The sequence below is a fragment of the Clostridium magnum DSM 2767 genome, from assembly GCF_001623875.1.
In the GTDB taxonomy this organism is placed as follows: Bacteria; Bacillota; Clostridia; order Clostridiales; family Clostridiaceae; genus Clostridium_AM; species Clostridium_AM magnum.
The window spans coordinates 1,250,436-1,272,813 of the sequence record NZ_LWAE01000001.1; the positions used below are offsets into that span (position 1 = coordinate 1,250,436).

The 22,378-nt window shown below is 29.2% G+C and carries 27 protein-coding genes; 26 read left to right on the forward strand and 1 reads right to left on the reverse strand.

Features of this window, described 5'->3' with window-relative positions; all coding sequences use genetic code 11:
- The first annotated feature begins 101 nt into the window (after nucleotides 1–101).
- The 7 genes from pyrR (at nucleotide 102) to CLMAG_RS05995 (ending at nucleotide 6,426) form a co-directional block, all read left to right on the forward strand.
- Entirely contained in the window at nucleotides 102–635 is a 534-nt protein-coding gene (gene pyrR / locus CLMAG_RS05965; RefSeq protein ID WP_066619341.1) for a bifunctional pyr operon transcriptional regulator/uracil phosphoribosyltransferase PyrR, read from the forward strand.
- Between the two features lie 93 nt (nucleotides 636–728).
- Nucleotides 729–2,051 carry a uracil permease gene (uraA, locus tag CLMAG_RS05970; RefSeq protein ID WP_066619344.1) on the forward strand — a complete coding sequence of 441 codons (1,323 nt, stop codon included), beginning with the start codon at nucleotides 729–731 and terminating at the stop codon, nucleotides 2,049–2,051.
- A 248-nt stretch (nucleotides 2,052–2,299) separates the two neighbouring features.
- The gene (locus tag CLMAG_RS05975) at nucleotides 2,300–3,460 is read left to right on the forward strand and encodes a THUMP domain-containing class I SAM-dependent RNA methyltransferase (protein WP_066619346.1); all 1,161 of its coding nucleotides are present in this window, start codon (nucleotides 2,300–2,302) and stop codon (nucleotides 3,458–3,460) included.
- A 750-nt stretch (nucleotides 3,461–4,210) separates the two neighbouring features.
- Complete coding sequence (locus CLMAG_RS05980; protein ID WP_066619348.1) at nucleotides 4,211–4,600, forward strand: hypothetical protein; 390 nt, start codon at nucleotides 4,211–4,213, stop codon at nucleotides 4,598–4,600.
- A 13-nt stretch (nucleotides 4,601–4,613) separates the two neighbouring features.
- Nucleotides 4,614–5,144 carry a hypothetical protein gene (locus CLMAG_RS05985; RefSeq protein ID WP_066619350.1) on the forward strand — a complete coding sequence of 177 codons (531 nt, stop codon included), beginning with the start codon at nucleotides 4,614–4,616 and terminating at the stop codon, nucleotides 5,142–5,144.
- Nucleotides 5,144–5,545 (forward strand): protein-export chaperone SecB, encoded by a 402-nt coding sequence (locus CLMAG_RS05990; RefSeq protein WP_066619352.1) that lies wholly within the window; start codon nucleotides 5,144–5,146, stop codon nucleotides 5,543–5,545. Before CLMAG_RS05985 ends, CLMAG_RS05990 begins: the two co-directional genes overlap by 1 nt.
- A gap of 482 nt (nucleotides 5,546–6,027) precedes the next feature.
- Nucleotides 6,028–6,426 (forward strand): Crp/Fnr family transcriptional regulator, encoded by a 399-nt coding sequence (locus CLMAG_RS05995; protein ID WP_066619360.1) that lies wholly within the window; start codon nucleotides 6,028–6,030, stop codon nucleotides 6,424–6,426.
- Nucleotides 6,427–6,708: 282 nt separating this feature from the next.
- Here the strand turns inward: CLMAG_RS05995 and CLMAG_RS06000 are convergent, their stop codons facing one another.
- Nucleotides 6,709–8,442, reverse strand: coding sequence for an Rqc2 family fibronectin-binding protein (locus tag CLMAG_RS06000; protein ID WP_066619362.1), 1,734 nt, complete (start codon nucleotides 8,440–8,442; stop codon nucleotides 6,709–6,711).
- Nucleotides 8,443–8,671: 229 nt separating this feature from the next.
- Here CLMAG_RS06000 and dapF point away from each other — a divergent pair, with 229 nt between their 5' ends.
- The 19 genes from dapF (at nucleotide 8,672) to spoIIIAD (ending at nucleotide 22,372) form a co-directional block, all read left to right on the forward strand.
- A complete protein-coding gene (dapF, locus tag CLMAG_RS06005; RefSeq protein ID WP_066619364.1) occupies nucleotides 8,672–9,493 on the forward strand; it encodes a diaminopimelate epimerase in 822 nt (273 codons plus the stop codon).
- Between the two features lie 19 nt (nucleotides 9,494–9,512).
- Nucleotides 9,513–10,592: a hypothetical protein gene (locus tag CLMAG_RS06010; protein ID WP_066619366.1), complete on the forward strand. Its 1,080-nt coding sequence runs from the start codon at nucleotides 9,513–9,515 to the stop codon at nucleotides 10,590–10,592.
- A 298-nt stretch (nucleotides 10,593–10,890) separates the two neighbouring features.
- Entirely contained in the window at nucleotides 10,891–12,399 is a 1,509-nt protein-coding gene (locus CLMAG_RS06015) for a GspE/PulE family protein (RefSeq protein ID WP_066619369.1), read from the forward strand.
- Between the two features lie 67 nt (nucleotides 12,400–12,466).
- A complete protein-coding gene (locus tag CLMAG_RS06020) occupies nucleotides 12,467–13,678 on the forward strand; it encodes a type II secretion system F family protein (protein ID WP_242872936.1) in 1,212 nt (403 codons plus the stop codon).
- A 37-nt stretch (nucleotides 13,679–13,715) separates the two neighbouring features.
- On the forward strand, nucleotides 13,716–14,108 hold the full coding sequence (locus CLMAG_RS06025) for a type II secretion system protein (protein WP_066619370.1): 393 nt from the start codon (nucleotides 13,716–13,718) through the stop codon (nucleotides 14,106–14,108).
- An 84-nt stretch (nucleotides 14,109–14,192) separates the two neighbouring features.
- On the forward strand, nucleotides 14,193–14,642 hold the full coding sequence (locus CLMAG_RS06030; protein ID WP_066619372.1) for a pilus assembly FimT family protein: 450 nt from the start codon (nucleotides 14,193–14,195) through the stop codon (nucleotides 14,640–14,642).
- Entirely contained in the window at nucleotides 14,626–15,072 is a 447-nt protein-coding gene (locus CLMAG_RS06035; RefSeq protein WP_066619375.1) for a type II secretion system protein, read from the forward strand. The genes CLMAG_RS06030 and CLMAG_RS06035 overlap by 17 nt, the downstream gene beginning before the upstream one ends.
- Nucleotides 15,041–15,526, forward strand: coding sequence for a competence type IV pilus minor pilin ComGF (locus CLMAG_RS06040; protein ID WP_066619378.1), 486 nt, complete (start codon nucleotides 15,041–15,043; stop codon nucleotides 15,524–15,526). Before CLMAG_RS06035 ends, CLMAG_RS06040 begins: the two co-directional genes overlap by 32 nt.
- 56 nt (nucleotides 15,527–15,582) lie before the next feature.
- The gene (locus CLMAG_RS06045; RefSeq protein ID WP_082831812.1) at nucleotides 15,583–15,936 is read left to right on the forward strand and encodes a hypothetical protein; all 354 of its coding nucleotides are present in this window, start codon (nucleotides 15,583–15,585) and stop codon (nucleotides 15,934–15,936) included.
- Nucleotides 15,933–16,688 carry a hypothetical protein gene (locus CLMAG_RS06050; protein WP_082831813.1) on the forward strand — a complete coding sequence of 252 codons (756 nt, stop codon included), beginning with the start codon at nucleotides 15,933–15,935 and terminating at the stop codon, nucleotides 16,686–16,688. Before CLMAG_RS06045 ends, CLMAG_RS06050 begins: the two co-directional genes overlap by 4 nt.
- A gap of 35 nt (nucleotides 16,689–16,723) precedes the next feature.
- On the forward strand, nucleotides 16,724–17,185 hold the full coding sequence (locus tag CLMAG_RS06055; RefSeq protein ID WP_073393110.1) for a hypothetical protein: 462 nt from the start codon (nucleotides 16,724–16,726) through the stop codon (nucleotides 17,183–17,185).
- A 12-nt stretch (nucleotides 17,186–17,197) separates the two neighbouring features.
- A complete protein-coding gene (locus CLMAG_RS06060; protein WP_066619387.1) occupies nucleotides 17,198–17,617 on the forward strand; it encodes a hypothetical protein in 420 nt (139 codons plus the stop codon).
- A gap of 202 nt (nucleotides 17,618–17,819) precedes the next feature.
- Nucleotides 17,820–18,896: a M24 family metallopeptidase gene (locus tag CLMAG_RS06065; RefSeq protein ID WP_066619390.1), complete on the forward strand. Its 1,077-nt coding sequence runs from the start codon at nucleotides 17,820–17,822 to the stop codon at nucleotides 18,894–18,896.
- Between the two features lie 65 nt (nucleotides 18,897–18,961).
- A complete protein-coding gene (gene efp / locus CLMAG_RS06070) occupies nucleotides 18,962–19,519 on the forward strand; it encodes an elongation factor P (RefSeq protein ID WP_066619392.1) in 558 nt (185 codons plus the stop codon).
- A gap of 39 nt (nucleotides 19,520–19,558) precedes the next feature.
- Nucleotides 19,559–19,957, forward strand: a complete 399-nt coding sequence (locus CLMAG_RS06075) for a CD1247 N-terminal domain-containing protein (protein ID WP_066619394.1) — start codon at nucleotides 19,559–19,561, stop codon at nucleotides 19,955–19,957.
- 352 nt (nucleotides 19,958–20,309) lie between these two features.
- Nucleotides 20,310–21,227, forward strand: a complete 918-nt coding sequence (gene spoIIIAA / locus CLMAG_RS06080) for a stage III sporulation protein AA (RefSeq protein WP_175562173.1) — start codon at nucleotides 20,310–20,312, stop codon at nucleotides 21,225–21,227.
- 1 nt (nucleotide 21,228) lies between these two features.
- Nucleotides 21,229–21,747 (forward strand): stage III sporulation protein SpoIIIAB, encoded by a 519-nt coding sequence (gene spoIIIAB / locus CLMAG_RS06085; protein WP_066619399.1) that lies wholly within the window; start codon nucleotides 21,229–21,231, stop codon nucleotides 21,745–21,747.
- A gap of 34 nt (nucleotides 21,748–21,781) precedes the next feature.
- Nucleotides 21,782–21,979, forward strand: a complete 198-nt coding sequence (spoIIIAC, locus tag CLMAG_RS06090) for a stage III sporulation protein AC (RefSeq protein WP_066619401.1) — start codon at nucleotides 21,782–21,784, stop codon at nucleotides 21,977–21,979.
- Nucleotides 21,980–21,988: 9 nt separating this feature from the next.
- Nucleotides 21,989–22,372 carry a stage III sporulation protein AD gene (gene spoIIIAD / locus CLMAG_RS06095; protein WP_066619405.1) on the forward strand — a complete coding sequence of 128 codons (384 nt, stop codon included), beginning with the start codon at nucleotides 21,989–21,991 and terminating at the stop codon, nucleotides 22,370–22,372.
- Nucleotides 22,373–22,378: the final 6 nt, after the last annotated feature.

A 22,378-nucleotide genomic window follows, 5' to 3' on the forward strand; every position in this document is an offset into this window, starting at 1 on the left:
TTTTTTTATGTAAAAAGGAAATTTAAATTATATATTTAGTAAGTAGTTATGTGTTGGACAAGTTGAGTTTAGTACTTAAATTAAAAGAGGAGGTATTTGTTATGAATCTTAAAGCAATTATTCTAGATGAAAAAGGAATAAAAAGAACTTTAACTAGAATATCTCATGAAATAATTGAAAAAAATAAAGGCGTAGAGGATATAGTACTTGTGGGTATAAAGAGAAGAGGATATCCAATAGCTAAAAGGATTGCTGAAATAATAGAGCAAATAGAGGGAAGAAAGGTTGAAGTGGAGAGTGTAGATATAACTCTTTATAGGGATGATTTAAGTAAATTAGATGAACAGCCAATAGTGACTGATATGGATTTAATTAATGTGGAAGAAAAGAAACTAATATTAGTAGATGATGTAATATATACTGGTAGAACAGTTAGAGCAGCTATTGATGCAGTAATACACGCAGGAAGACCTAAAATGGTGCAGTTAGCTGTGTTAGTAGATAGAGGTCATAGAGAGCTTCCTATAAGGCCTGATTATATAGGGAAAAATATTCCGACTTCAAGAAATGAGCTTGTTTCTGTAGAAATTACCGAAATAGATGGATGTGATTCAGTAAAAATTTATGAACAATAATTTATTGTTATCAGTCACTAAAAGTTAATCGACTGTTGTAAATAAAATATGCTTTTAAAATGGTCCCGTGAGACTATAAAGGAGGAAATATTAATGAAAAATTTTGTAGATGTAGAAGAAAAGTTGCCGATAGGGGTTACTATTCCATTGAGTTTTCAGCATCTTTTTGCTATGGTAGGTGCTACTATTTTAGTACCAATTATTACAGGAATGAGTCCATCAATTGCATTATTCTGTAGTGGTGTTGGTACATTACTATATATATTATGTACTAAAGCAAAGCTTCCAGCGTATATAGGTTCATCCTTTGCATTTATAGGACCTATGCTAGTAGCTTCAAAAAACTATGGTCCAGAAGCTATGCTATCTGGTGTTATGGCAGCAGGAATGGTTTATATTATAGTGGCAGTAATAATTAAGTTTTTTGGTATTAGTTGGTTGAATAAAGCTTTGCCACCAGTAGTTGTAGGATCTATAGTTATCGTTATAGGACTTGGACTTGCAGGAACGGCCATAAATTGGGCTGGTTTAAACTCAGCTTATACAGATCCGTCATTAGCTAATGTACCAAGATGGGCATGGATAACAGTATCTGTAGTTACTTTAGCTGTAGGCGTACTTGGAAGTATGTACTTTAAGGGATTTTTAGCAGTAATACCAATACTTGTAGCAATGATAACTGGATATATAACAGCTTTAGCTCTTGGGGTTATTCCTCATCAAGCATTAGAAACAATAGCTAATGCAAAACTATTTAGACTTCCACCATTTATTGCGCCAAAGTTCAATTTAAATGCAATGATGCTTATGGCTCCAGTATCATTTGTAACATTAGCGGAACATATAGGGCATGTTTATGTTACAAATAACATAGTAGGAAGAGATTTTACAAAGGAACCAGGATTGCACAGATCAATTTTAGGTGATGGTGTTGCTACAATGTTTGCCGGATTTGTTGGTGGACCTCCAAATACAACTTATGGTGAAAATATAGGTGTTATGGCTATAACTAGAGTATATAGTGTATGGGTAATTGGAGGAGCAGGAATAATAGCTATAGTACTTTCCTTTATAGGACCAGTAGCAGCAATAATCGAAACTATGCCTCTACCAGTTATGGGTGGAGTAAGTATACTACTTTTCGGTATAATAGCTTCATCAGGCTTTAGAGTATTTGTAGAAGACAAAATAGACTTTGGGAAAAAGAAAAATTTAATACTTGCGTCAATTATTATAGTAATTGGAATCGGCGGCGCTGCAGTTAAATTCAAATTCAACGGTGCAGATGTAGAAATTGCAGGAGTTGCACTAGCAACAATCGTTGGAATGGTGTTAAACTTAATATTGCCAGATACCAGTGCTTCTGAAGAAGATCATAGTGGCGAGAATGATAGATTAGAAGATAAAGTAGTTTAGTAATTATAAAGTTAAATTAATGATGAAAATAAAATTAGAAAAAATCTCTAAAGCTTGATAAAATAGTTTTGGAGATTTTTTCTGTTTATTTATTCCTTTAAAATTTCCTGCTTTATGGTTATAATAAATTTATTATAGGATAAAATGGTAACAAAAGTAATGCTGTTGGTCTAATATTTTATTATCATAGAGTTATAGGTTTAAGTAATTATTGGTATCTATTAATACATAGTAAGAGGAGATAGAAAATGAATTATACACTAATTGCAACATCAACCTTTGGGTTGGAATCAGTAGTAGCAAGTGAGTTAAAGGAACTTGGTTATGATGATTTGAAGATAGAAAATGGAAAGGTAACCTTTCAAGGGGACGAAAGAGATATAGTAACTTGTAACATGTGGCTTAGAACTGCAGATAGAATCTTAATAAGAATGGCAGAGTTTAAGGCAATAACCTTCGAGGAATTATTCCAAGGAACCTTAGCAGTAGATTGGGGCAGCATAATGCCTATAAATGCCTTTATGCATGTAACAGGAAAATCAGTTAAATCTACATTATTTAGTGTTCCAGATTGTCAGTCTATAGTAAAAAAGGCTATAATTGAAGGAATGAAAAGAAAGTATAATACAGATTGGTTTAGTGAGGATGGTCCTGAATATAAAGTGGAGATAGGTTTATTGAAGGATATAGCAACTTTAACGTTAGATACCTCAGGAACTGGTCTTCATAAAAGAGGATATAGAGAGAATGCAGGTGGAGCACCTATTAAAGAAACCTTAGCAGCTGCATTGGTACTTTTAAGTAAATGGGAGACATCAAGAATGCTGGCAGATCCTATGTGTGGTTCAGGTACTATTGCAATTGAAGCCGCACTAATAGGAAAAAATATTGCGCCAGGAATAAATAGAAGTTTTATATCAGAAAAATGGGGTATTATACCTGATAACATATGGGAAGAAAGCCGAAGATATGCTAGAAACGCTATTAATGATAAACAGTTTAACATACTTGCATCAGATATAGATGGTAGAGTTTTTAGAACTGCTAGAGAAAATGCTAAAAAAGCTGGAGTTGAAGAATACATTACTTTTCAGAAAATGCCTATGCAGGATTTTAGTACTAAAAAAAGATATGGTTTCATAATAACTAATCCACCTTATGGGGAAAGACTTGGCGAAGCTAAAGAAGTAGAAAAATTATACAAAGATATGGGGCAAACCTTTGAAAAACTAAAGGACTGGTCCTACTTTGTAATTACAGCACATCCAGACTTTCAAAAGCTTTTTGGGAAAGATGCCACTAAAAATAGAAAGCTTTATAATGGAAAACTAAAGTGCTACTATTATCAATATCTTGGGCCAAAACCAGAGAAGAAGTTTTATGAGAAGGAAGAACAGCATAGTTCTTAGGTGAATTTTATCATACAGGGTTCAAAGCTTATAAATTAGCTTACACTCCGGGATATGCGACCAAGTCTTCTACACTATAAATACTTTTTAATGAGTCTAAAGCTCGGATTTGAGAAAAACTAAGAACCTTTAATAACTCGCTTACGCTCAGACAATCAAAGGTTCTAAGCTTTCCTCAAATCCTGCACTAAGACTCATAAAAAAGTATTTAAATGTGCTTTGAGAATTAGCAACATATCCCTCTGTATAAGCTAACTTTCGGAATTGAAACCCTATATATATTTTTTGACTTGAGAATCAATTTATTGAAGGCTTTTATTGGTAAATATAATCCTATAAACTTTAAAATATAAAGTTTATGAATAAGTTAAGATAGTATCTAGAAACCCTATAGTAAAAACCTCTTTAAGATATTGGTATACCAGTATTTATTGAGGTTCTTGTGTAATCAAATAGTTTAATGAAAACTATGATATAATTACCATTGGTTGAGTCGAAGCTGTAAGAAAATGTGATAAAAATAAAATAGATGCATAAATATTATACTATAATATATAAATAGTTTATTTTAGATACGAATGGACATAATATATTAATAAGTCATCCTCATATCAATATTTAGTACTATGAAATAAATAGTAATTATTTATATAAATTTATGTCGAATTTGTTGTATTGGAATTTTTATGAGCTAAAATTAATTTAAGAAACGTTTTAGTCAAAAATCATATACTAGAAATAGGTGTTGATATGGGAGTAGAGAATTTATTACAAAAATCAGAGGATAATTTTAAGACTGCTAGCTGGGCAGAACGTAATAACCTTTACGATGCTGCAGTTAGTAGATATTATTATTCTCTTTACGAAAAGATAATTTATATTTCAAAGAAAAAAGGTTTTTATACAAAGCCGCCAAGTGGTCAGGATTCACATGTTTTTACTATTAATGAATTCACTAATAATTTATTAAGTAGTCTTCCACCACAAGAGGTAGCAAAACTTTCACCGATGTTTAAGCTGAAAAGACTCAGGGTAGATGCAGATTATAATGAAGATAGGATAGATAATAAAAATGAATTTAATTTAGCATTTAAGTTTTATTTTAATTCAATTAACGAAGTTTTAGATAAGTTAGTATAAAGGGGGTATCACTATGGATGCTAGATCCCATGAAGATTTAATAAAAGTTTTTATTTTATCAGTTAAAGAGAAATATTCGGATCTTATAATTGATTATGCTTATGATGAAGACGTAGGTATGTACGATATATGGCATAATAATAAGGTATTGCAATTCGAAAGTGAGTCATTTTTAGAGTTTATTGGATCTAAAATGAAGGAGATTCTTTACAATAATGGTATGTTTAATTTTTCTTTTGGATATGATTATATTAAAGCGAAAAGTTTAGAGCCTAGTTATATATTACAAAAGGATACAACAGTATACGCTAACCCAAGTATTATACAAAGTAAGCATATGCCAGCCATAAATAGATTTTCTTATAGCATTAATTTAGAAAAAGACACTATATCAAATGTAAGACCAAATTTTGTATTCACTAGTGGTGAAGGACTTAGTACATTTGGATTTTATAGTGAAGTTCAAAATATTGTACTTAATGAGCCAACTCTCCAGTTGGCCCATGTTAAGAAGAAAGTTGAAGAAATGGGGTTAGCAGCATAATGGACAAGAATAAACAACCTGGAATAAGTTTTGATAATATTATATTAGTTAAGGAGAATTTTTGGAGAGATTATGATGTTCCCGAAGATTCAAAATTGGATTTTCAAATTGGAACTGGATGGGATATAAAGGATAATAGCTATTATGTTGAACTTTCTTCAACAATAACGCTTATTAGTGCTGATAAAGAAGCATTGAAGTTAGAAAATACATTTGTTGGAGTATTCTCAGTAATAAAAGGCAGTGAAAATATGAATATTGAAGATTACATAAGGAATAATTCTGCAGCACTTATGTTTCCTTATATGAGAGAGCATATAGCAACAATAACTCAAAAATCTGGAATAAAACCAATACTATTACCGCCGGTAAATATCTTAGCTCTTATACAACAAAATTAAGCAATAAGAAAGTATATCAGTTTATGGTATACTTTTTTGTTTAATAAAAATAGTATAGTTAAGGCTTTTCTAAACAAAACATTTTCGTACGCATTAATTTGATAGTGATTTTAATAAGAAAAAATTTTATATCCAAGTATGTTTTTAAGCAATAGAAAATATTGAAAACGATCGCTAAGGCACATTCCAAAATCTTGGATAGTTCATATTTTAGGTGAGGGAACGTGGTTAGCATGAAATGTATAACACAAAATTCCTATCTTACGTCACAACTTAAAAATGAAAAATTCACTAGGGCGCTGTATTATTAAAATTTGAATTTTACGGTGTTTTTGCATTGTAATGTAAAAAATTCTGTTGTAATTATCATATGTTAATTACAACAAATGAAGAAAAATTTATAATTAAAGAAAAGTTATAGAAAAAAGAGAAGAAAGATACTAGAAAGATTAGTGCAAATATAGCAAATAGTTGAGAATTTTATGCTGGTTAAAATGCGCGATGAAGTTGTTGAAAAAGCGGCACATATGGTTACAATTAGAAAGATATCTAAGGTGGAGATAACTGTCTATGGAGGAGATATGCAAAAAGAGGTATACTTTGTTATTTCAGCATTATTAAGGCGCTATTATATTGATATTAACGGAAATGATATAACACGTTTTTTCATAAAGAAAGATTCATTTTGTGGTAGTAAAGCACTATTAAAACAGGAATTATCGAAATGTTGTATTGAAGAATTAGACCATTGTAAAGTCCTAGTTATAAATGGGAGTCATTTAAAAGAATTAATAGAAGCGAATATGTATTGTATGAAAGCGTATATCAAATTCTTAAAGCTCGGACAAGGGGTTAGATTTGATCTAGAACCTTATGCCTGAGTGGTGGGAAGATGTAGAGTGTGGAAGTCAGCATTGAACGAAAGATTACAACCTCTTATACTGGCGATATTAAAAAGGCTTAATTTTTTTCAGCTTTCAAAGAAAGCATTGAAAAAATTGCCTTTTTAAAATTGAGCCAGTATTAGAGGTTGTTCTTGAAGTGAAGGCTGACAGAACACTTTACATCTGCCTACCACTCAGGTTGACAAGTTATAGGTCAAAGTTACACTTGCGTAGTCTCTTACTTAAAGATAGACTAGATACTATGTAAGTGTCCTGAATTTAATTTAATTGCTCTAAATCTAGTTTTTTAGGGTCTACATAAATAGTCTTGTTAGTATGATAAATAACCATACCAGGTTTCGAACCGTTTGGCTTATGTACTTGTTTTACCTCCGTATAATCTACTGGTACCTTAGTAGAATCCTTTGCTTTGCTATAAAAGGCAGCAATTACAGCAGCTTCTTCTAAAGTTCTATCGGGAATATTTCCAAAATTTTTGACTATAACATGAGATCCAGGGATATTTTTAGTATGCATCCAGATATCCCTTTTATCTGCAAACTTTAAAGTTAAATAATCGTTTTGAAAATTATTTTTTCCTACATATATTTCAATTCCATCGCTTGATAGGAATTTCATAGGTTTTGAAACCTTATTCTTTTTATTACATTGTTTCTTAAACTTAATATATCCTGTTTCCATAAGTTCTCTTTTGATTTCTTCTATACTTTCATAGTCTTCTGCATTTTTTATATTTGTTAGCACTGATTGCAGATATTCTATTTCTTCAACAGTTATATCCATTTGAATCTTTGCTGCTTCCTCAGCTTTTTTTGCTTTTGTATATTTCTTGAAATAATATTGTATATTCTCAGTAGGAGTTTTATTTTCATCAAGTTTTATGTCAACATAATCCCAATCTTCAGTATAGTAATTTTGTAATTTGACAGAAGTATCGCCTTTCTTCAAACTGTAAATATTAGCAGTCAAAAGCTCTCCATATATCTTATATTGATCCTTATTAGTGCAGTCCTTAAGTGTATTTTCTAATATATCAGATTTTTTATAACATCTTTCTAAATTTATATTTAAAAGCTTTTGCAAATCTGAACTTTTATTATTTAATCTATCTGCTTTATCTTTTTCAAAATAATAATCTTCAAGCATTTCAGAAGGTGACGAAAATAACTTTTCAGTATATTCATTTAGATAAGTAAGTTTTTTACAATAAAAATCTTTTACTAATCCATTACAGGAGTAAGAGGCAAAGTAAAATTCGTTACGTTTAAATTTTTCAAAAGTTTGATTTGAAAATTCAAATATCTCATCTAAGTTTTCAAAAGAAAAATCTTTATCATTATGAATAAATTCGTAGTTCATTTCTTTAGAAAATTGTGAGCTTACTCCTGTAAATATCTTCGAAAAGAAATTTTTATCTAGTTTAATATGGTTATTCGTAATAAAAGTTTTAAAGTCTTCTCTAGTGTAGTCAAAGGGACTAAGTTTTGTGGAGTTAGGAGGAAAAATGTATTCAATTCCAGGATAAAGAGATCTTATAGAATTTATTGCAGGAGTAATATGTTTTATACTGTCCATAATCATATTATCTCTTTGACGAATTAAAGTAATGTTACTATGTCTTCCCATGATTTCTATTACTAAAGTATATATGCTATTAAATCCTAGTTCATCAGAGGCTTCAAAGTCTATAAAAACTACTCTATCCGTATCTAGTTGTCGTATATTTATAATTCTTCCTGTATTTATATGTTTCCTTAAAACCATGCAGAACATAGGTGGCTGCATTGGATTAACCTTACTTATTTTTGTAAGATGTATTTTAGGATAAACAGAACTAGCACTAATTAAAAGTTTATAATTTTTTCTATCATTTTTTATAGATAAAATTATTTCATCTTTTTCAGGTTGATTTACTTTATCAATTCTACCATTTAATAAATAGCTTTTTAATTCTTCTACAATGCTGTGCATAAAAATGCCATCTAAAGCCATGAATATCATCCTTTCTTATATGAAGTAAAACTTGAATCAGATGTGGCCAAAGCCTTATCTGATTGCTAGTCATCGGATAAACTACAATCCATTGAATAATATAAAATTATAACATTTAAACTTTTTAAAATAAAGTTAAATAATATTATTGATAAAACTGTAGTAGAGTAGTAAACTTATTTTGAAGTTGAAAAACTGGAAAAAATAATGGCAAAGGTGGCAGAGTTTAATGAAATTTACTAAAATGAATGGTACTGGTAATGATTTTGTAGTTATAGATGATAGAAAGGGTCAGTTTTTAGGCAGAGAAGGAGAATTGGCTAAAACCCTTTGCAACAGAAATTTTGCAATTGGTGGAGATGGAATACTCATAGTAAGAGAGAGTAATATTGCTGAAACTCAGATGATTATAATGAATGCAGATGGTTCATACGCATCTATGTGCGGAAATGGAATTAGGTGTTTTGCAAAATATGTATGGGATGAAAATATAGTAAAAGGTAATTCAATTAAAATTGAAACTGGAGATGGAATAAAAGAAGCATTTTTAAATATAGAAAATAATGAAGTGAAGGAAGTAACTATTAATATGGGAGTTCCTTCTTTTAAAATAGAAGATATACCAGCAAAATTTACTGAAGAAATTATAGATAGGCAAATAAAAATAAATGATAAGGAATATAATATAACAAGTATGCTTATGGGGGTGCCGCACACAGTTATATTTGGAAACCTTGATCAACATGATGTGCAAGAGGGAAAATATATAGAAAAGAATGAAATATTCCCTATAGGAACTAATGTTAATTTTTGTGAAGTTATAAGTAAAGATAAAGTTAAAGTGAAAACTTGGGAAAGAGGTGCTGGTCCAACTCTAGCTTGTGGAACAGGAAGTTGTGCATGTGTTATAGCTTCTAATAAATTAGGTTTCACAGATGCTAAGGTAGAGGTTCAGGTACCTGGAGGGAAACTATTAATTGAAATAAAGGAAGATGGTGTTTTTATGACAGGCCCAGCAGTAGTATCCTTCAAAGGAGAATATGAGATTTAGAGGGGAATATGAAAATTAAATGAATGTTCTTACAAAAACAACCTTTTTCATAACCTTTTTTATAGCAATTTTAAGCTTTACCGCATGTGGTTCAAAAGAAGAAAAACTACCAGAAGTTAATAATTTACCACATTATTCTCAAGTTACTGCAATAGAAAATAAAGATAGTACTGCAGATGTATTTAAAATCGAAAATAATGCTCTATACAATATAGGAAATATAGAGAAAATAATTGATATGGTGTATAGTGTCAAGAATTCTGCATATATATATTCGGTAAGTGTTGGCAGTGGGCAAAATTTGGACAGCAACAAATTGGTAATCGTTAAGGACAAAAAGAGAAAAGAGTTAAAAGATTTTTATTCAGCGGTAGATTTAAAAATCAACTCTTTAGGAGATAAAATTGTATTTAGAACTTTTAGCAAAGATGCAAAAGAGAGTGCTGAAGGATTAAAAATATATGATATAAATAATAAAAAGTATATAAATATGAATTCAAAGGTATTGGTATCTGGAAATTTATATCAATGGATAGATGAAAATAAAATTATTTATTATGGGAGTATAGAAGGTCAAAAAAATTCTACTAAAATATATTTATATAATTTTAGTAGTAATAAAGAAGAGGTATACCTAGATAATATGAATGGCTATTGTATGTACTTTACTCCTATAGATAAAGATATTTTATTCCTTGCAAGCCAAGAAGATAAGTTCAAATTGTATTACTATGATAGTAAAGATAAAAAATCTAGAGTTGTAGCAGAAAATATAGAAGAAATCTATAGATCTGCAGTAGATGTAAAAAATGGCCATATATTTTTATTTGCTGAAGGATCGGGAGGAAGCATAGAATTATATCAGTTTTCTACTGAAAGTTTACAGTTAGAAAGAATAACTTACGATTTTCCAAAACAAATTGATACACTTTCAGGTATGGGTTTAGATGAAGAAGGTAATGTCTATTTTTCTGGCATGCAGAATGAAGATAACAAGGATAAAAAAGACATATTTATGTATAATAATAAAGAGCGTTCAATAAATTTAATTTCTAGTCATGAAGGGAAATATAGCGTTTATAGTTCTGATAAGTCTTAGATCAAGTGGAAACTTGAATCAGATAAGATTTTGTCAAACACCGGGTGATTTGCCGCTAAATGCCATTTAAGCATTTACCACCTACCTGATTCAAATTTCTTTCATGAAATCATTTTTAAAATAAGGATTTAGTACTGAAAATAGTTAACCTCAGTACTAAATCCTATTTTTATTTATAACAGCTTGTTTAAATGTAAAAATGATGGACATAATTTGAGTATGGAACTATTACAAGTATACATTGTAATAAGGCTTGATTAGTCTATATTTAAATAATAAGAGGTGGTGATATAGCAAAGTGGTAAATGTAGAAGAGCTACAGACCATAGATTTAGAAGAGTTATTGATTGATATATCAGTTGTTAAAAACATTGCGGAGCACATAGCTATAGCTAATTGTATAATAGCTTTTAAAGAATATGATAACAATTTATGTGTAGCCATTAGTGAAAGCTTAGATTTATCTATTGAAGAAGAATTAAAGTTTATAAGTGGTAAAGAAATAATGTTTTTTTACTCGTCAAAAGAAAGCATAACAAAGGCAATAAATACCTATTATTGTAATCATAGTGTGGAGAAAGCTATTAGAACTATAGAGATTCAGAATAATTTTAATACAAGTGAAGAGAAAGAAAAATTCATAGAAGAAGAAAAATTACAAGAATTTCCCGTAGTTAAACTTACTAGTTCCATAGTAAATAGCGCTATATTCAGAAGTGCTAGTGATATACATTTAGAACCATTTCAAAATCATTCCTTAATAAGATTTAGAATAGACGGAGTTATTGTTGAATTCAGATCCATACCTAAAAAAATATATACTCTAATTTGTGCAAGATTAAAAATAATGGCCTCTATGAACATTACAGAAAAGAGAATTCCTCAGGATGGAAAGATAAAATACATGTATGAGAATAAAAATTATGATCTTAGAACATCAACTATACCTACAGTATATGGAGAGAAAATCGTTATAAGAATTCTTTATAACTCAGAAAGAATGAAAGCATTAGACTCACTGGGATTTTGTAAAAAAGATGTTAAACATATAAAGTCCATGATTTTTAATCCAAATGGAATTGTTCTCGTAACCGGCCCCACAGGCAGTGGAAAAACTACTACTTTATATTCCATGATTAATTCTTTAAATAAAAAAGAAAAAAATGTGACAAGTATAGAAGATCCAGTAGAGTACACTCTGGAGAACGTTAATCAAGTTAATGTTAACAGCAAAATAGGATTTAACTTTTCCGAAGGTCTAAGAAGTATTCTAAGGCAGGATCCAGATGTAATAATGGTAGGAGAGATAAGGGACCAAGAAACAGCAGAAATAGCTATGAGGGCAGCAATAACTGGACATTTAGTTATGAGTACACTTCATACCAATGATGCAGCAGAAGCTATAATAAGGCTTAAGGATATGGGCATTCCATCTTATTTTATTAATGATGCCATAGTGGGAATTATTGCTCAAAGACTAGTAAGGAAAATATGCCATTATTGCAAAGAAGAATATTTTCCATCTGAAAATGAAGCTAAGAATTTAAAGTTAGACCTCAATGATAAATTGTATAGAGGCAATGGTTGTAGTAAATGTAGTAATACTGGATATAAAGGAAGAACAGTGGTCTATGAGATAATAAATATGAAAGAAACTAAAAAAGATATTATTAAAGCTATAGAAAATGCAGAGGAATTAAGGAAATATAATTTACAAAATAATATAAATTCTATAAGAGATAACTGTGCAAGCCTTGTTAGAAGCGGCATAACAACTTACGAAGAATTTATTAGAATAAGCATCTAAAATAACTAAAGGTGATTAGATTTTAGCTTTTTTAGGGGAAGAGTATATATAACTACCACATTTAATTATGGAAAGGGTGAAAAGAATATTTAAATATACTGCGGTCAATTTAAAAGGTAGTAGAATAAAAGGATATTGTTACGATACAAATATCAATAAACTTAAAATTGATTTAAGGAATAAGGGATATTTCTTGTTAGATTTAAAAATGAAAAGGAAAAGCTTTAAAGGTTTATTTTATAAAAAGGTTACTTTTCAAGATCTAAGTGTTTTTTGTAATGGATTAAGTACTATGATTGATTCAGGAATTTCTATTTCTCAAGCTTTCAGTATTATAAGAGACTTAAATAATAAGAAACAAATTAAAGAAAGTTTATACGAAATTGATAAGAGTGTAAGTAAAGGTGAAACAATATACCTGGGAATGAAAAGGTTTTCTGGTATATATCCAACATTTATGATTGAAATGATTAAACTAGGGGAAGAAAGTGGCAATTTGGATGAAGTGCTGAAAAAGTTGTCACAGTATTATGAAAAACGCAGTAAGATATCTGTAAAAATAAAAACTTTAATAATATATCCGATGTTAGTATTTGTTACTTCAATTTTTATGATTATATTTGTAATGATGAAAATAATTCCTCAGTTTATGGAAATTTTAAATTGCAGTGGGGGAGAACTTCCTATAATCACCAGATTCGTTTTATTCTTTTATACTTTTATTAAAACCAATATTATTCAAATTAATATAGTTTTATTTTCTTTCATAGGGGTTATATACATTTATAGTAACACACCAGGCGGAAGAACTTATTTAGATAGTTTGAAAATGAAGATACCTTTATTCAATAAGTTTTATAATAAGCTTATCATATCTAGATTTTCAATTTCTATGGGAATTTTAGTATCATCAGGAGTAATTATTGTAAAGGCTTTAGAGATTACTCAAAGTATACTTTTAAATAAAGTTGTGGAAAGAAAAGTTATGATTGCAGCGGAAGATATAAAAAAAGGAGAAAGTATTTACTATTCCTTTAGAAAGCAGAGAATAGGTGATGATCTATTTCTAGCTTTGGTAAAAACAGGAGAGGAGAGTGGTAACCTAGATAATATGTTATTAAAGGCTGGAGAAATATTTGAGGATGATGTGGCAGAAATTTTGAAAAAAGTGATAGCTCTTATAGAGCCTATAACAATTTTGTTTTTAGCCTTTTTTATAGGAGCATTTGTAATAGCGGCTCTTATGCCAGTGTTTAGCATTATGGATTCAATTGGATAATTAAATTATAGTTCAGATAAATTTTGGGAGGAAAATTATGTTTAGAAATAAATTAGTTCACAAGAAAAAAGGGTTTACATTGATAGAACTTATGATTGTGATATCTATATTATTAATTTTGATAGGTTTTATGATTCCTAAGTTCTCAGCTTATATGGATAAGGCAAAAAATATAAAGGCTGTGAATACTGCAAAACAGATTCAAACAGCAGCTATGGCAAGCTATGGAGATAATAATGGTAAGTTTGTTATAAATGATGTTACAAGTACTATAACTACGTTAACAACAGTGGTTTCGGATGACATTGTTAGTACAACTATAGATGGAGATCAGGTTTTAAAAATTAATTATAATGTTGATGGAAAAAACTATACCATAGACATTGATGCTGCAGCCAATACATATGAGTTAACTCCAGAAGCTGAATAATGAAGTAAAACTTGGATTAGGTGGGAGTATTAGAGCTGGTGTCATCGGATAAATATTAGAGAGGATATCATGTAAAATAAATATATGGTTAGCATCAAAGATAAAAATAAAGGTTTTACTCTTTTAGAATTAATATTAGTTTTGAGCATTATATCTATATTTTTTAGTATAAGCTTAATAAATATTAGAGGATATAGAAAATTAAATAATAAAATAGATGTTGAATTATTCTGCAATACTCTTTTGAATTATATTAATAATTCAAAAGAGTATTGCAGAGATAACAGTGTAGGTGGATACATATATTTTGACATCGAAAGAAATATGATAACTTTAAATTGTGGTATAAGACAGATTAATAATTTGCCCTTACCAGATGACTTTAGTTTAAAACAAGTAGGGCTAGATAATAAAATAAAAATTACTAATATAGGGACAACAGGAAGTTCATGTACTATTAAGTTTATAGATAGGGAAGGGGAGACACATGATATAACTATGTGCGTTGGTACGGAATATGTACAAATTAAATAAGAAAAAGGGCTTTAATTTAATTGAAGTAATATGTAGTGTTACACTATTTTCAATTTTATTTATGATAACTCTAACAATTGGTGTAAAGGTATTAAATATTAAAAAATATAATAAGGAAATAAATAACTATACTTTGGTAATGGAAGAAATTAAAAATAGAATGATTTATAATGCTGCATACAATGAAGTAGAGCAACTCAACTTAGAGCATAAGTATTATATATCTAAAGAAGACATTAATCTTGATAAGCTTCGGCAAAAAGATCTTATAGACATTTTTATCGAAAGCAAGCCATTCCAGGAACCGTATTTAGTAATTAGCATAGAAGAGGGGTATGTTTTAAAATTAAACTTAAAGCTTTATGCGAAGGTCAATAATAATATTAATATTATGGAGTGTGAATTTTATAAAGGGAAATATAAAAGATAATAAGTTTACAAAGAAGGGTTTTACATTAATAGAACTTTTATTAGCAGCATCAATAGCAGGCCTTATAATTTCTTCTCAAGTATTGATAATTTGCAAATATCTAAAAATTCACAGACAAGAAATAATACAAAGCAGGGAATCTTTTTATGTTAACGAAGCTTTTATAATAATTGAGCATGAAGTTAACAGTGCTAAATATACAACTGTAGAAAATAATAAAATTAAGTTAAAAAGCTATAATAGGTCTGGATATGATTACATTAGAATTGATATGGACCAAGATATTATTATTTCATATGACTACTCTCATACTAATAATATACTTAAAAATATTAAGGATTTTAAAGTTGAGCAAGAAAATCAGTTGTTGTATATATTTATTGAGACAAAGGAAGGTAATATTTATAAAAGATGTTTAGGTTTAGAAAGAGTAAAAGTAAAGGATACACTTTAATTTATGTGCTAATTATAAACAGTTTATGTCTTTCTATAGTATTTGGATGTTATAAAATGGAGTTCTTAAAAAGAGAAAATAGTATAAAGATGAAGAAAAATGTCCTGAAAGTAGATAAATTACAAAAGTACAGAGAGTATCTTTTAACTGAATTGGATGAGAATATCTATGGAAATGTTAACAATATTACTGAGGAAGAGATAAAAAATTATCTTAGTTCCGCAGATGACTTTTCTTTAATATATGATCAGTGCTGTATAAAATATGTTAAAGATAAAAATTATTTTTTAGTTCAATATTATATTAATAATAAATTTTATAAAGAAGAATTCTATCAATATAAAGTTAACGATAGTTCTATAATTTATGGATGTATAGATTATTCCTATACAAAAGGAGTGTTAAAGTGATAAAGAGAACTGGAATATTAGAAATTAGCGACCAGTGGTTATTATATAAAAGCTTACTCAAAAAAGGATTCATGGAAAAGATAAAGCATAACAAGTTAGATAATTCTGAGATTAGAGTAAAAGATATTAAAGATATTAAAGTAGATTTAAAAAATAAAAGCCTTTTCTTTATTGTTCATGGTGAAGAGATATATGTAAAATATATGATTTTGCCAAAAGTAAAAAAGAAAAATCTGTATTCTCTTATTAAAAATGAATTAGAATACAGATTTAAAAAAATTGATAATATAATGTTCAATTATGAAGTTTTTAAGGATAACGGAATGAATCTAGAAGTAATAGTGTTTTGTTTAAACTGGAGTAAAGTAGATTTACTTGAGGAATGTGTGAAAAATGGTGGAGAAATAAAGGGAATATATCCAGTACAATTTCATGTGTTGAATAATTACAGGAAAAGAATTAAAGAGAAAAATTACATTTTTATATTTTTTATGGAAAAGAATTTGTATTTTTTAGGTTGTCAAGATAGCAAAATAATCGGAAATAGTTTATGTAAAATCTATCGTAGAGAAAGATTTATAGAAGAGTTAGAAAAGTTCAAAATAAAGTGTTGTGCTATGAGTAATTTTGGAGACTTCTCCAGTATATTTTTTCTAGGTTTCCAGGATAAGGAGTTGATAGAAAGTTTGTCTAAAGAGTATAACTGTACGGACTTAGGAAATATTGATAAAAAGGATTTAGAGAGATTTTAATATTGTTTAAAGTAAAATTTTGGAGTGGATTTGTTATGGAAAGAATAAGCTTCTTGCCTCAGTGGTATTTAGAAAATAAAATAAATAAAAAACGAAAGATTATGAAACTTTGTATAGGAATGCTGATTATTATAGATTTAATTTTTTTAGATATTCTAATATTAAGATTAAATGAGGCTAAACTTTTAGATGATAATATTAAGAAAAAAATCTCGGCAGAAAAGAGCGTATATTTAAATAAAAAGAAAGAGAACTATGGAAGTGATAAAACTTTAAGTACTTTCTTTATTTTTATTAAGAGCATGCCAATAGATATTAATTTTAAGAATATCTCTGTTGAAAATAGGAATGTAAACATCGAAATCAATCCTGAAGTTTTTGATTATATAAGTTTTGTTAATGAACTAGAACATAAGAACGAATTTATTGTAAAAAGTTTAGAACCTGCTAATGAACAGGAAAATAAAAATTTCAAAGCTAATTTAGAGATGAAATAAAAGGATGTAAGTATGTATAATAATAAAAAGTATATTTTAACAATTTCTATCTGTATATTTGCTTTAGTATTTTTGATATTTAAAAATTATATAGTTTTAAAAACAATAAACGAAAGACAAAAGAAAATTATACAAGTGAAAGTAAATGAAGAAGATAACTATAAATCCATTAGGGAATTTGGCTATAGTGATATTATTAGTGTTTTTGAAAAGCAGCAAGGAATAAAAATAGTAAAATTTATTCAGCAAAAAGAGAGTGATATCGCTTCTGTAGAAGTTGAAATATTAGGGGATATATCAACAGTTGAAAAAGTACTAAAAAACATAGAAAGTAAAGATAATTTTCACAATGTACAAAATATTAAAATAGAAAGGTGTGAAGATAATAATATAATTGCGAGACTTAATGTGAATTTTATTAAGAATAAGTAATATAAATATTTGCAAATAATCACAAGTTTTGATAAAATAACATTGTTCATCTAGAATTGTAGCAATATAGTGTAGTTTTAGAGTTAAAGTATAATGATTTTCATTTAAATTTAGCTTTAAAAGAATAAAGAATAATTCTATGAAAAAGCGTGAAAAATAGCTTTGATACTATTGTTTGTATGAACAGTGGAGGGAATTGAGAATGTTTAAAAGAAGAATAACAAAATTAAGAGAGCTGATGAACAAAAGGGCAATAGATGGAGTACTTTTAGTTGGAGATGCCAATAGAAACTATTTAAGCGGATTTACTGGAGATGAGAGTTTTTCAGTGATAACCTCGGATAAAGCATTTTTCATTACAGATTCAAGATTTACAGAACAAGCTAAACAGCAGGTTAAAGATTATGAAGTAGTGGAATACAGCAAAAATGGTACCTTTGTAGATTTTTTATCAGATTTAGTAGATAAAAATGCCATAAAAAAACTTGGTTTTGAAGAAGATATACTTTCATTTAGAAATTATAGTTTATACAAAAATAAAATAAGCTGCGAATTAGTTCCTATGGAAGGAATGGTTGAGGAAATAAGAATAATAAAGGATGAAAGTGAATTAGTAGTTTTAAGAAAGGCTGCTGAAATTGCTGATAAAGCTTTTGATCATATTATTAAGTTTATAAAACCAGGAATGACAGAAAGAGAAATAGGGCTAGAACTTGAGTTTTTTATGAAAAAGTTAGGAGCTACAGCATTATCTTTTCCATCTATAGTTGCGTCTGGAGTTAGATCAAGTTTACCTCACGGTATAGCTACTGATAAGGTAGTAAATAGAGGAGAATTTTTAACTCTTGATTATGGATGTGTTTACGAAGGTTACTGTTCTGATATGACAAGAACTCTTGTTATAGGAGAACCCACTGGAAAAATGAGCGAGATTTATAATGTTGTACTAGAGGCACAGGAAAGAGCATTAAAAGCTTTCAAACCAGGTATACCGGCTAGTGAAGTTGATAAAGTTGCAAGAGATTTTATTACTGAAAAAGGGTATGGAAGCTATTTTGGGCACAGTCTTGGCCATGGGGTAGGAAGGCAAATCCATGAAGCACCAGTTGTTGGCTATAGAAATACTAAAGAACTACAAGCAGGCATGTTAGTTACAGATGAACCAGGAATTTATATACCGGATTTTGGTGGAGTAAGAATAGAAGATCTACTTTTAATAAAAGAAGATGGTATAGAAATTTTATCAAAATCCTTAAAGCAATTGATATGTATCAATTAAGAGTATATGATTACCTGTAAGGGTTATAATATAAATGAATAATAGATATTTGGAGGGATACATAAATGATATCAGCAGGAGAAATAAGAAAAGGAACTACTTTTGAAGATAATGGACAAGTGTATACTGTAATAGAGTTTCTTCATGTTAAACCAGGTAAAGGAGCTGCTTTCGTTAGAACAAAGCTTAGAAATGTTATAACAGGAGGAGTTACAGATACAACATTTAACCCAACAGCAAAACTTCAAGAGGCTGTTATAGAAAGAAAAGAAATGCAGTATTTATATTCAGATGGTGAATTATATTACTTCATGGATCAAGAAACTTTTGAACAAATTCCTTTAAATTACGAAAAAGTAGAAGGCGCTATAAAATTCTTAAAGGAAAATATGTTTGCTGTAATAAAATTCTTTAAGGGAGAGGCATTCTCAGTAGAAGCTCCAAACTTTGTAGAATTAATGATAACTCAAACAGATCCAGGCGTTAAAGGAAATACTGCAACAAACGTTTTAAAACCAGCTACACTTGAAACAGGAGCAGTTGTAGGAGTTCCAATATTCGTAAATGAAGGTGAAGTTATAAGAGTAGATACAAGAACTGGAGAATATATGGAAAGAGTTTAAGGAATACTAATGGCAAAATAAGTTTAAGGATGTGGTTTAATGAATTCTATTATCTCAAAAGTTTCCTATCTTAGTGGTTTAGTAGATGGATTAGAAATCAATAAAGATACTAAGGAAGGGAAGGTCTTAATAGAAGTTGTCAATGTACTTAAAGATATGGCACAGGAAATTTCCCACATATCCGATTCTCAAAAAGATATGGAAGAATATATTGATGCTATAGATGAAGATTTATCAGAATTACAAGGTGGCATATATGATGATGAGTATGAACCTTACGAAGATGTAGGAGATAACTTCATTCAGTTAAAGTGCCCTAATTGTAGCGATGATGTATATGTTGATAAGGATTTATTAGGACAGAGAGAAGAAATAACATGTCCAAATTGCCATAATAAAATGCCGCTTGAGAACTGTAATTGCGAATGCGGCAAATAATAGTTAAATCTGAAGTGAAACTTGAATTAGATGGGGTTCCAAACCACTCTAATTCTTAGTTGAACTAATCCAGGGCCGTAGCCGCTCTTTATTCTCTCTTTGATGAGAGGGAATAAAGAGCGGGTAGCCATCGGATAAATCAAAATACCATGCTAATGGATAAAACCATTAGCATGGTATTTTTTATTTGTTTTTATAATCAATGATCAAAGTAGAATGAAGAAAAAGTTGAAGCAGATGAAATAAGGTTTTCTATTTAATAATAAAAAAAATTTACCATAATTTCTATTTAGTTGGAATAATTTTTTAAAAATGAAAATAGAAATTAATATAAAGAAAGGAGATGAGAAAAATAGATACAAAAGAAATTTTAAATATTTTGCCACAGAATATTAAATCTGATCTTGAAAATGTAATAGATTCAAAAGAACTTCAAGAAATAAGAATAAGAGTAGATAAACCACTAATTTATCAGGTTGGTAATAAAGAACTTATAAATCAGTATATCCCTCGAGCAGAAGATATTAAAACTATTATTCAAAGAATGAGTAATTATTCTATCTATGCCTTCGAAGAAGAGATAAAGCAAGGATATATAACAATAAAAGGAGGGCATAGAGTAGGAATATGTGGGAGATGTATTATAGAGAAAAATGAAGTGAAAACAATAAAAAATATAGGATCAATTAATATTAGAATCTGTAGAGAGGTTTTATCTTGTTCTGATTCTATAATGAAATTTATTGTAAGCAATAATGAAGTAATAAACACAATAATAATTTCCCCTCCTAAGTGTGGAAAAACAACCTTAATTAGAGATATAACAAGGAATATTTCTGAGGGTATGGCTAGAGTGAATTTTAATGGTAAAAAAGTCTGTGTTATTGATGAAAGAAGCGAAATAGGAGCTTGCTATAACGGGGTGCCTCAACTTCAAGTTGGAATTAGGACGGATATTTTGGATGGGTGTCCTAAGAGTGAAGGAATAATGATGGCAATTAGAAGTATGTCTCCAGATGTTGTTTTGTGTGATGAAATAGGAACAAATAAGGACATGAATAGCATCTTGACAGCTTTAAACTCAGGAGTAAATTTAATTACCACAATACATGGATACGGCATAGAAGACCTATACAGTAGACCTGTTTTTAAGGAGATTATTGAAAATAAAGTTTTTAAGAGAGCTATTGTATTAAGCAGTAGAAAAGGTGCGGGGACTGTAGAATATATATATGATCTTACGAATAAATCCATTGTTTGGAGGGGATAAAATGCTGAAGATTTTAGGGTGCATTATGATTTTATGTGCCTCCACAGGAATGGGATTCACTTACGGAGAAAGGTTTAAAAAAAGAACTAAGCAACTAAATGAGATTCAAAGATGTATCCATCAGCTTCAAAATGAAATTGTATATACACATACTCCACTTCCTGAAGCAATTTTAGATGTTTCAAAAAAGAGTATTAATCCTATTAAAAACATACTTGAACAAGTATCCTCTCTTCTATTTTTTAATGAGGTGGACAATGTCTATCAAGCTTTTAAAAAGGTGATAGAAGAGCAAAAAGATAACTTAAATCTAAAAAAAGAAGATATAAACATAATATTTGATCTTTCTAAAACACTTGGAGAATCAGATATAGATGGTCAACAAAGAATGTTTTCTCTGACCTTGGAAAACTTAAAGAAACAGTTAAAGAGTTCCGAGGATTTGATGAAGCATAATGTTAAGATGTACAGATATCTTGGATTTTCATTAGGAGCGATGTTGGTTATAATCTTAGTTTAAAATACGTATAATGTTAAAAAAGGGGGGGCTTAGAATGTTGGATATAAGTTTAATATTTAAAATTGCAGGGGTAGGGATTATTGTAATACTTATAAACAAGGTTTTAGAAGCTAGTGGTAAGGCAGACTATGCTGTAGTAACAAATTTAGCAGGTATTTTAATAGTATTGATGATGGTAATAAATTTGGTAAATAAGTTATTTACAACAGTGAGAACAATGTTTCAACTTTAGGAGGAAGCTATGGAAATAATAAAAATAGTCGCTTTTGCCTTTATGGCACTATTTATTGTTTTAGTTTTTAAAGGTCGAAGAGATGATCTAGCAGTTTATATAAGTATAGCAGTAGGCATAGTTATATTTTTATTTATGATAACTAAAATTACAGTGGTACTACAATTTATCCAGCAGTTGGCTGCAAAGGCCAATATAGATTTTATTTATTTGACTACTGTTTTTAAAATACTTGCAATTGCTTATTTAGCTTCCTTTTGTAGTGAAATATGCAAAGATGCGGGACAAGGTTCTTTAGGAGCTAAGGTTGAATTTGCAGGTAAAATTCTTATATTAGGACTGGCTATTCCTATACTCATGGCTGTGTTGCAGTCAATTCTAAAGATTATGTAGGTGTTA

Coding starts and splice junctions, on each gene's coding strand:
- spoIIIAB (WP_066619399.1), top strand. CDS start 21,229: ATGCTGAAGATTTTAGGGTGCATTATGATTTTATGTGCCTCCACAGGA.
- CLMAG_RS06060 (WP_066619387.1), top strand. CDS start 17,198: ATGTATAATAATAAAAAGTATATTTTAACAATTTCTATCTGTATATTT.
- CLMAG_RS05985 (WP_066619350.1), top strand. CDS start 4,614: ATGGATGCTAGATCCCATGAAGATTTAATAAAAGTTTTTATTTTATCA.
- dapF (WP_066619364.1), top strand. CDS start 8,672: ATGAAATTTACTAAAATGAATGGTACTGGTAATGATTTTGTAGTTATA.
- CLMAG_RS06075 (WP_066619394.1), top strand. CDS start 19,559: ATGAATTCTATTATCTCAAAAGTTTCCTATCTTAGTGGTTTAGTAGAT.
- CLMAG_RS06000 (WP_066619362.1), bottom strand. CDS start 8,442: ATGGCTTTAGATGGCATTTTTATGCACAGCATTGTAGAAGAATTAAAA.
- CLMAG_RS06020 (WP_242872936.1), top strand. CDS start 12,467: ATGGAAAGGGTGAAAAGAATATTTAAATATACTGCGGTCAATTTAAAA.
- efp (WP_066619392.1), top strand. CDS start 18,962: ATGATATCAGCAGGAGAAATAAGAAAAGGAACTACTTTTGAAGATAAT.
- CLMAG_RS05980 (WP_066619348.1), top strand. CDS start 4,211: ATGGGAGTAGAGAATTTATTACAAAAATCAGAGGATAATTTTAAGACT.
- CLMAG_RS06035 (WP_066619375.1), top strand. CDS start 14,626: ATGTACAAATTAAATAAGAAAAAGGGCTTTAATTTAATTGAAGTAATA.
- CLMAG_RS06065 (WP_066619390.1), top strand. CDS start 17,820: ATGTTTAAAAGAAGAATAACAAAATTAAGAGAGCTGATGAACAAAAGG.
- CLMAG_RS06030 (WP_066619372.1), top strand. CDS start 14,193: ATGGTTAGCATCAAAGATAAAAATAAAGGTTTTACTCTTTTAGAATTA.
- spoIIIAD (WP_066619405.1), top strand. CDS start 21,989: ATGGAAATAATAAAAATAGTCGCTTTTGCCTTTATGGCACTATTTATT.
- uraA (WP_066619344.1), top strand. CDS start 729: ATGAAAAATTTTGTAGATGTAGAAGAAAAGTTGCCGATAGGGGTTACT.
- CLMAG_RS06045 (WP_082831812.1), top strand. CDS start 15,583: ATGGAGTTCTTAAAAAGAGAAAATAGTATAAAGATGAAGAAAAATGTC.
- CLMAG_RS06055 (WP_073393110.1), top strand. CDS start 16,724: ATGGAAAGAATAAGCTTCTTGCCTCAGTGGTATTTAGAAAATAAAATA.
- spoIIIAC (WP_066619401.1), top strand. CDS start 21,782: ATGTTGGATATAAGTTTAATATTTAAAATTGCAGGGGTAGGGATTATT.
- CLMAG_RS05990 (WP_066619352.1), top strand. CDS start 5,144: ATGGACAAGAATAAACAACCTGGAATAAGTTTTGATAATATTATATTA.
- CLMAG_RS05975 (WP_066619346.1), top strand. CDS start 2,300: ATGAATTATACACTAATTGCAACATCAACCTTTGGGTTGGAATCAGTA.
- CLMAG_RS06010 (WP_066619366.1), top strand. CDS start 9,513: ATGAATGTTCTTACAAAAACAACCTTTTTCATAACCTTTTTTATAGCA.
- CLMAG_RS06025 (WP_066619370.1), top strand. CDS start 13,716: ATGTTTAGAAATAAATTAGTTCACAAGAAAAAAGGGTTTACATTGATA.
- pyrR (WP_066619341.1), top strand. CDS start 102: ATGAATCTTAAAGCAATTATTCTAGATGAAAAAGGAATAAAAAGAACT.
- CLMAG_RS05995 (WP_066619360.1), top strand. CDS start 6,028: ATGCTGGTTAAAATGCGCGATGAAGTTGTTGAAAAAGCGGCACATATG.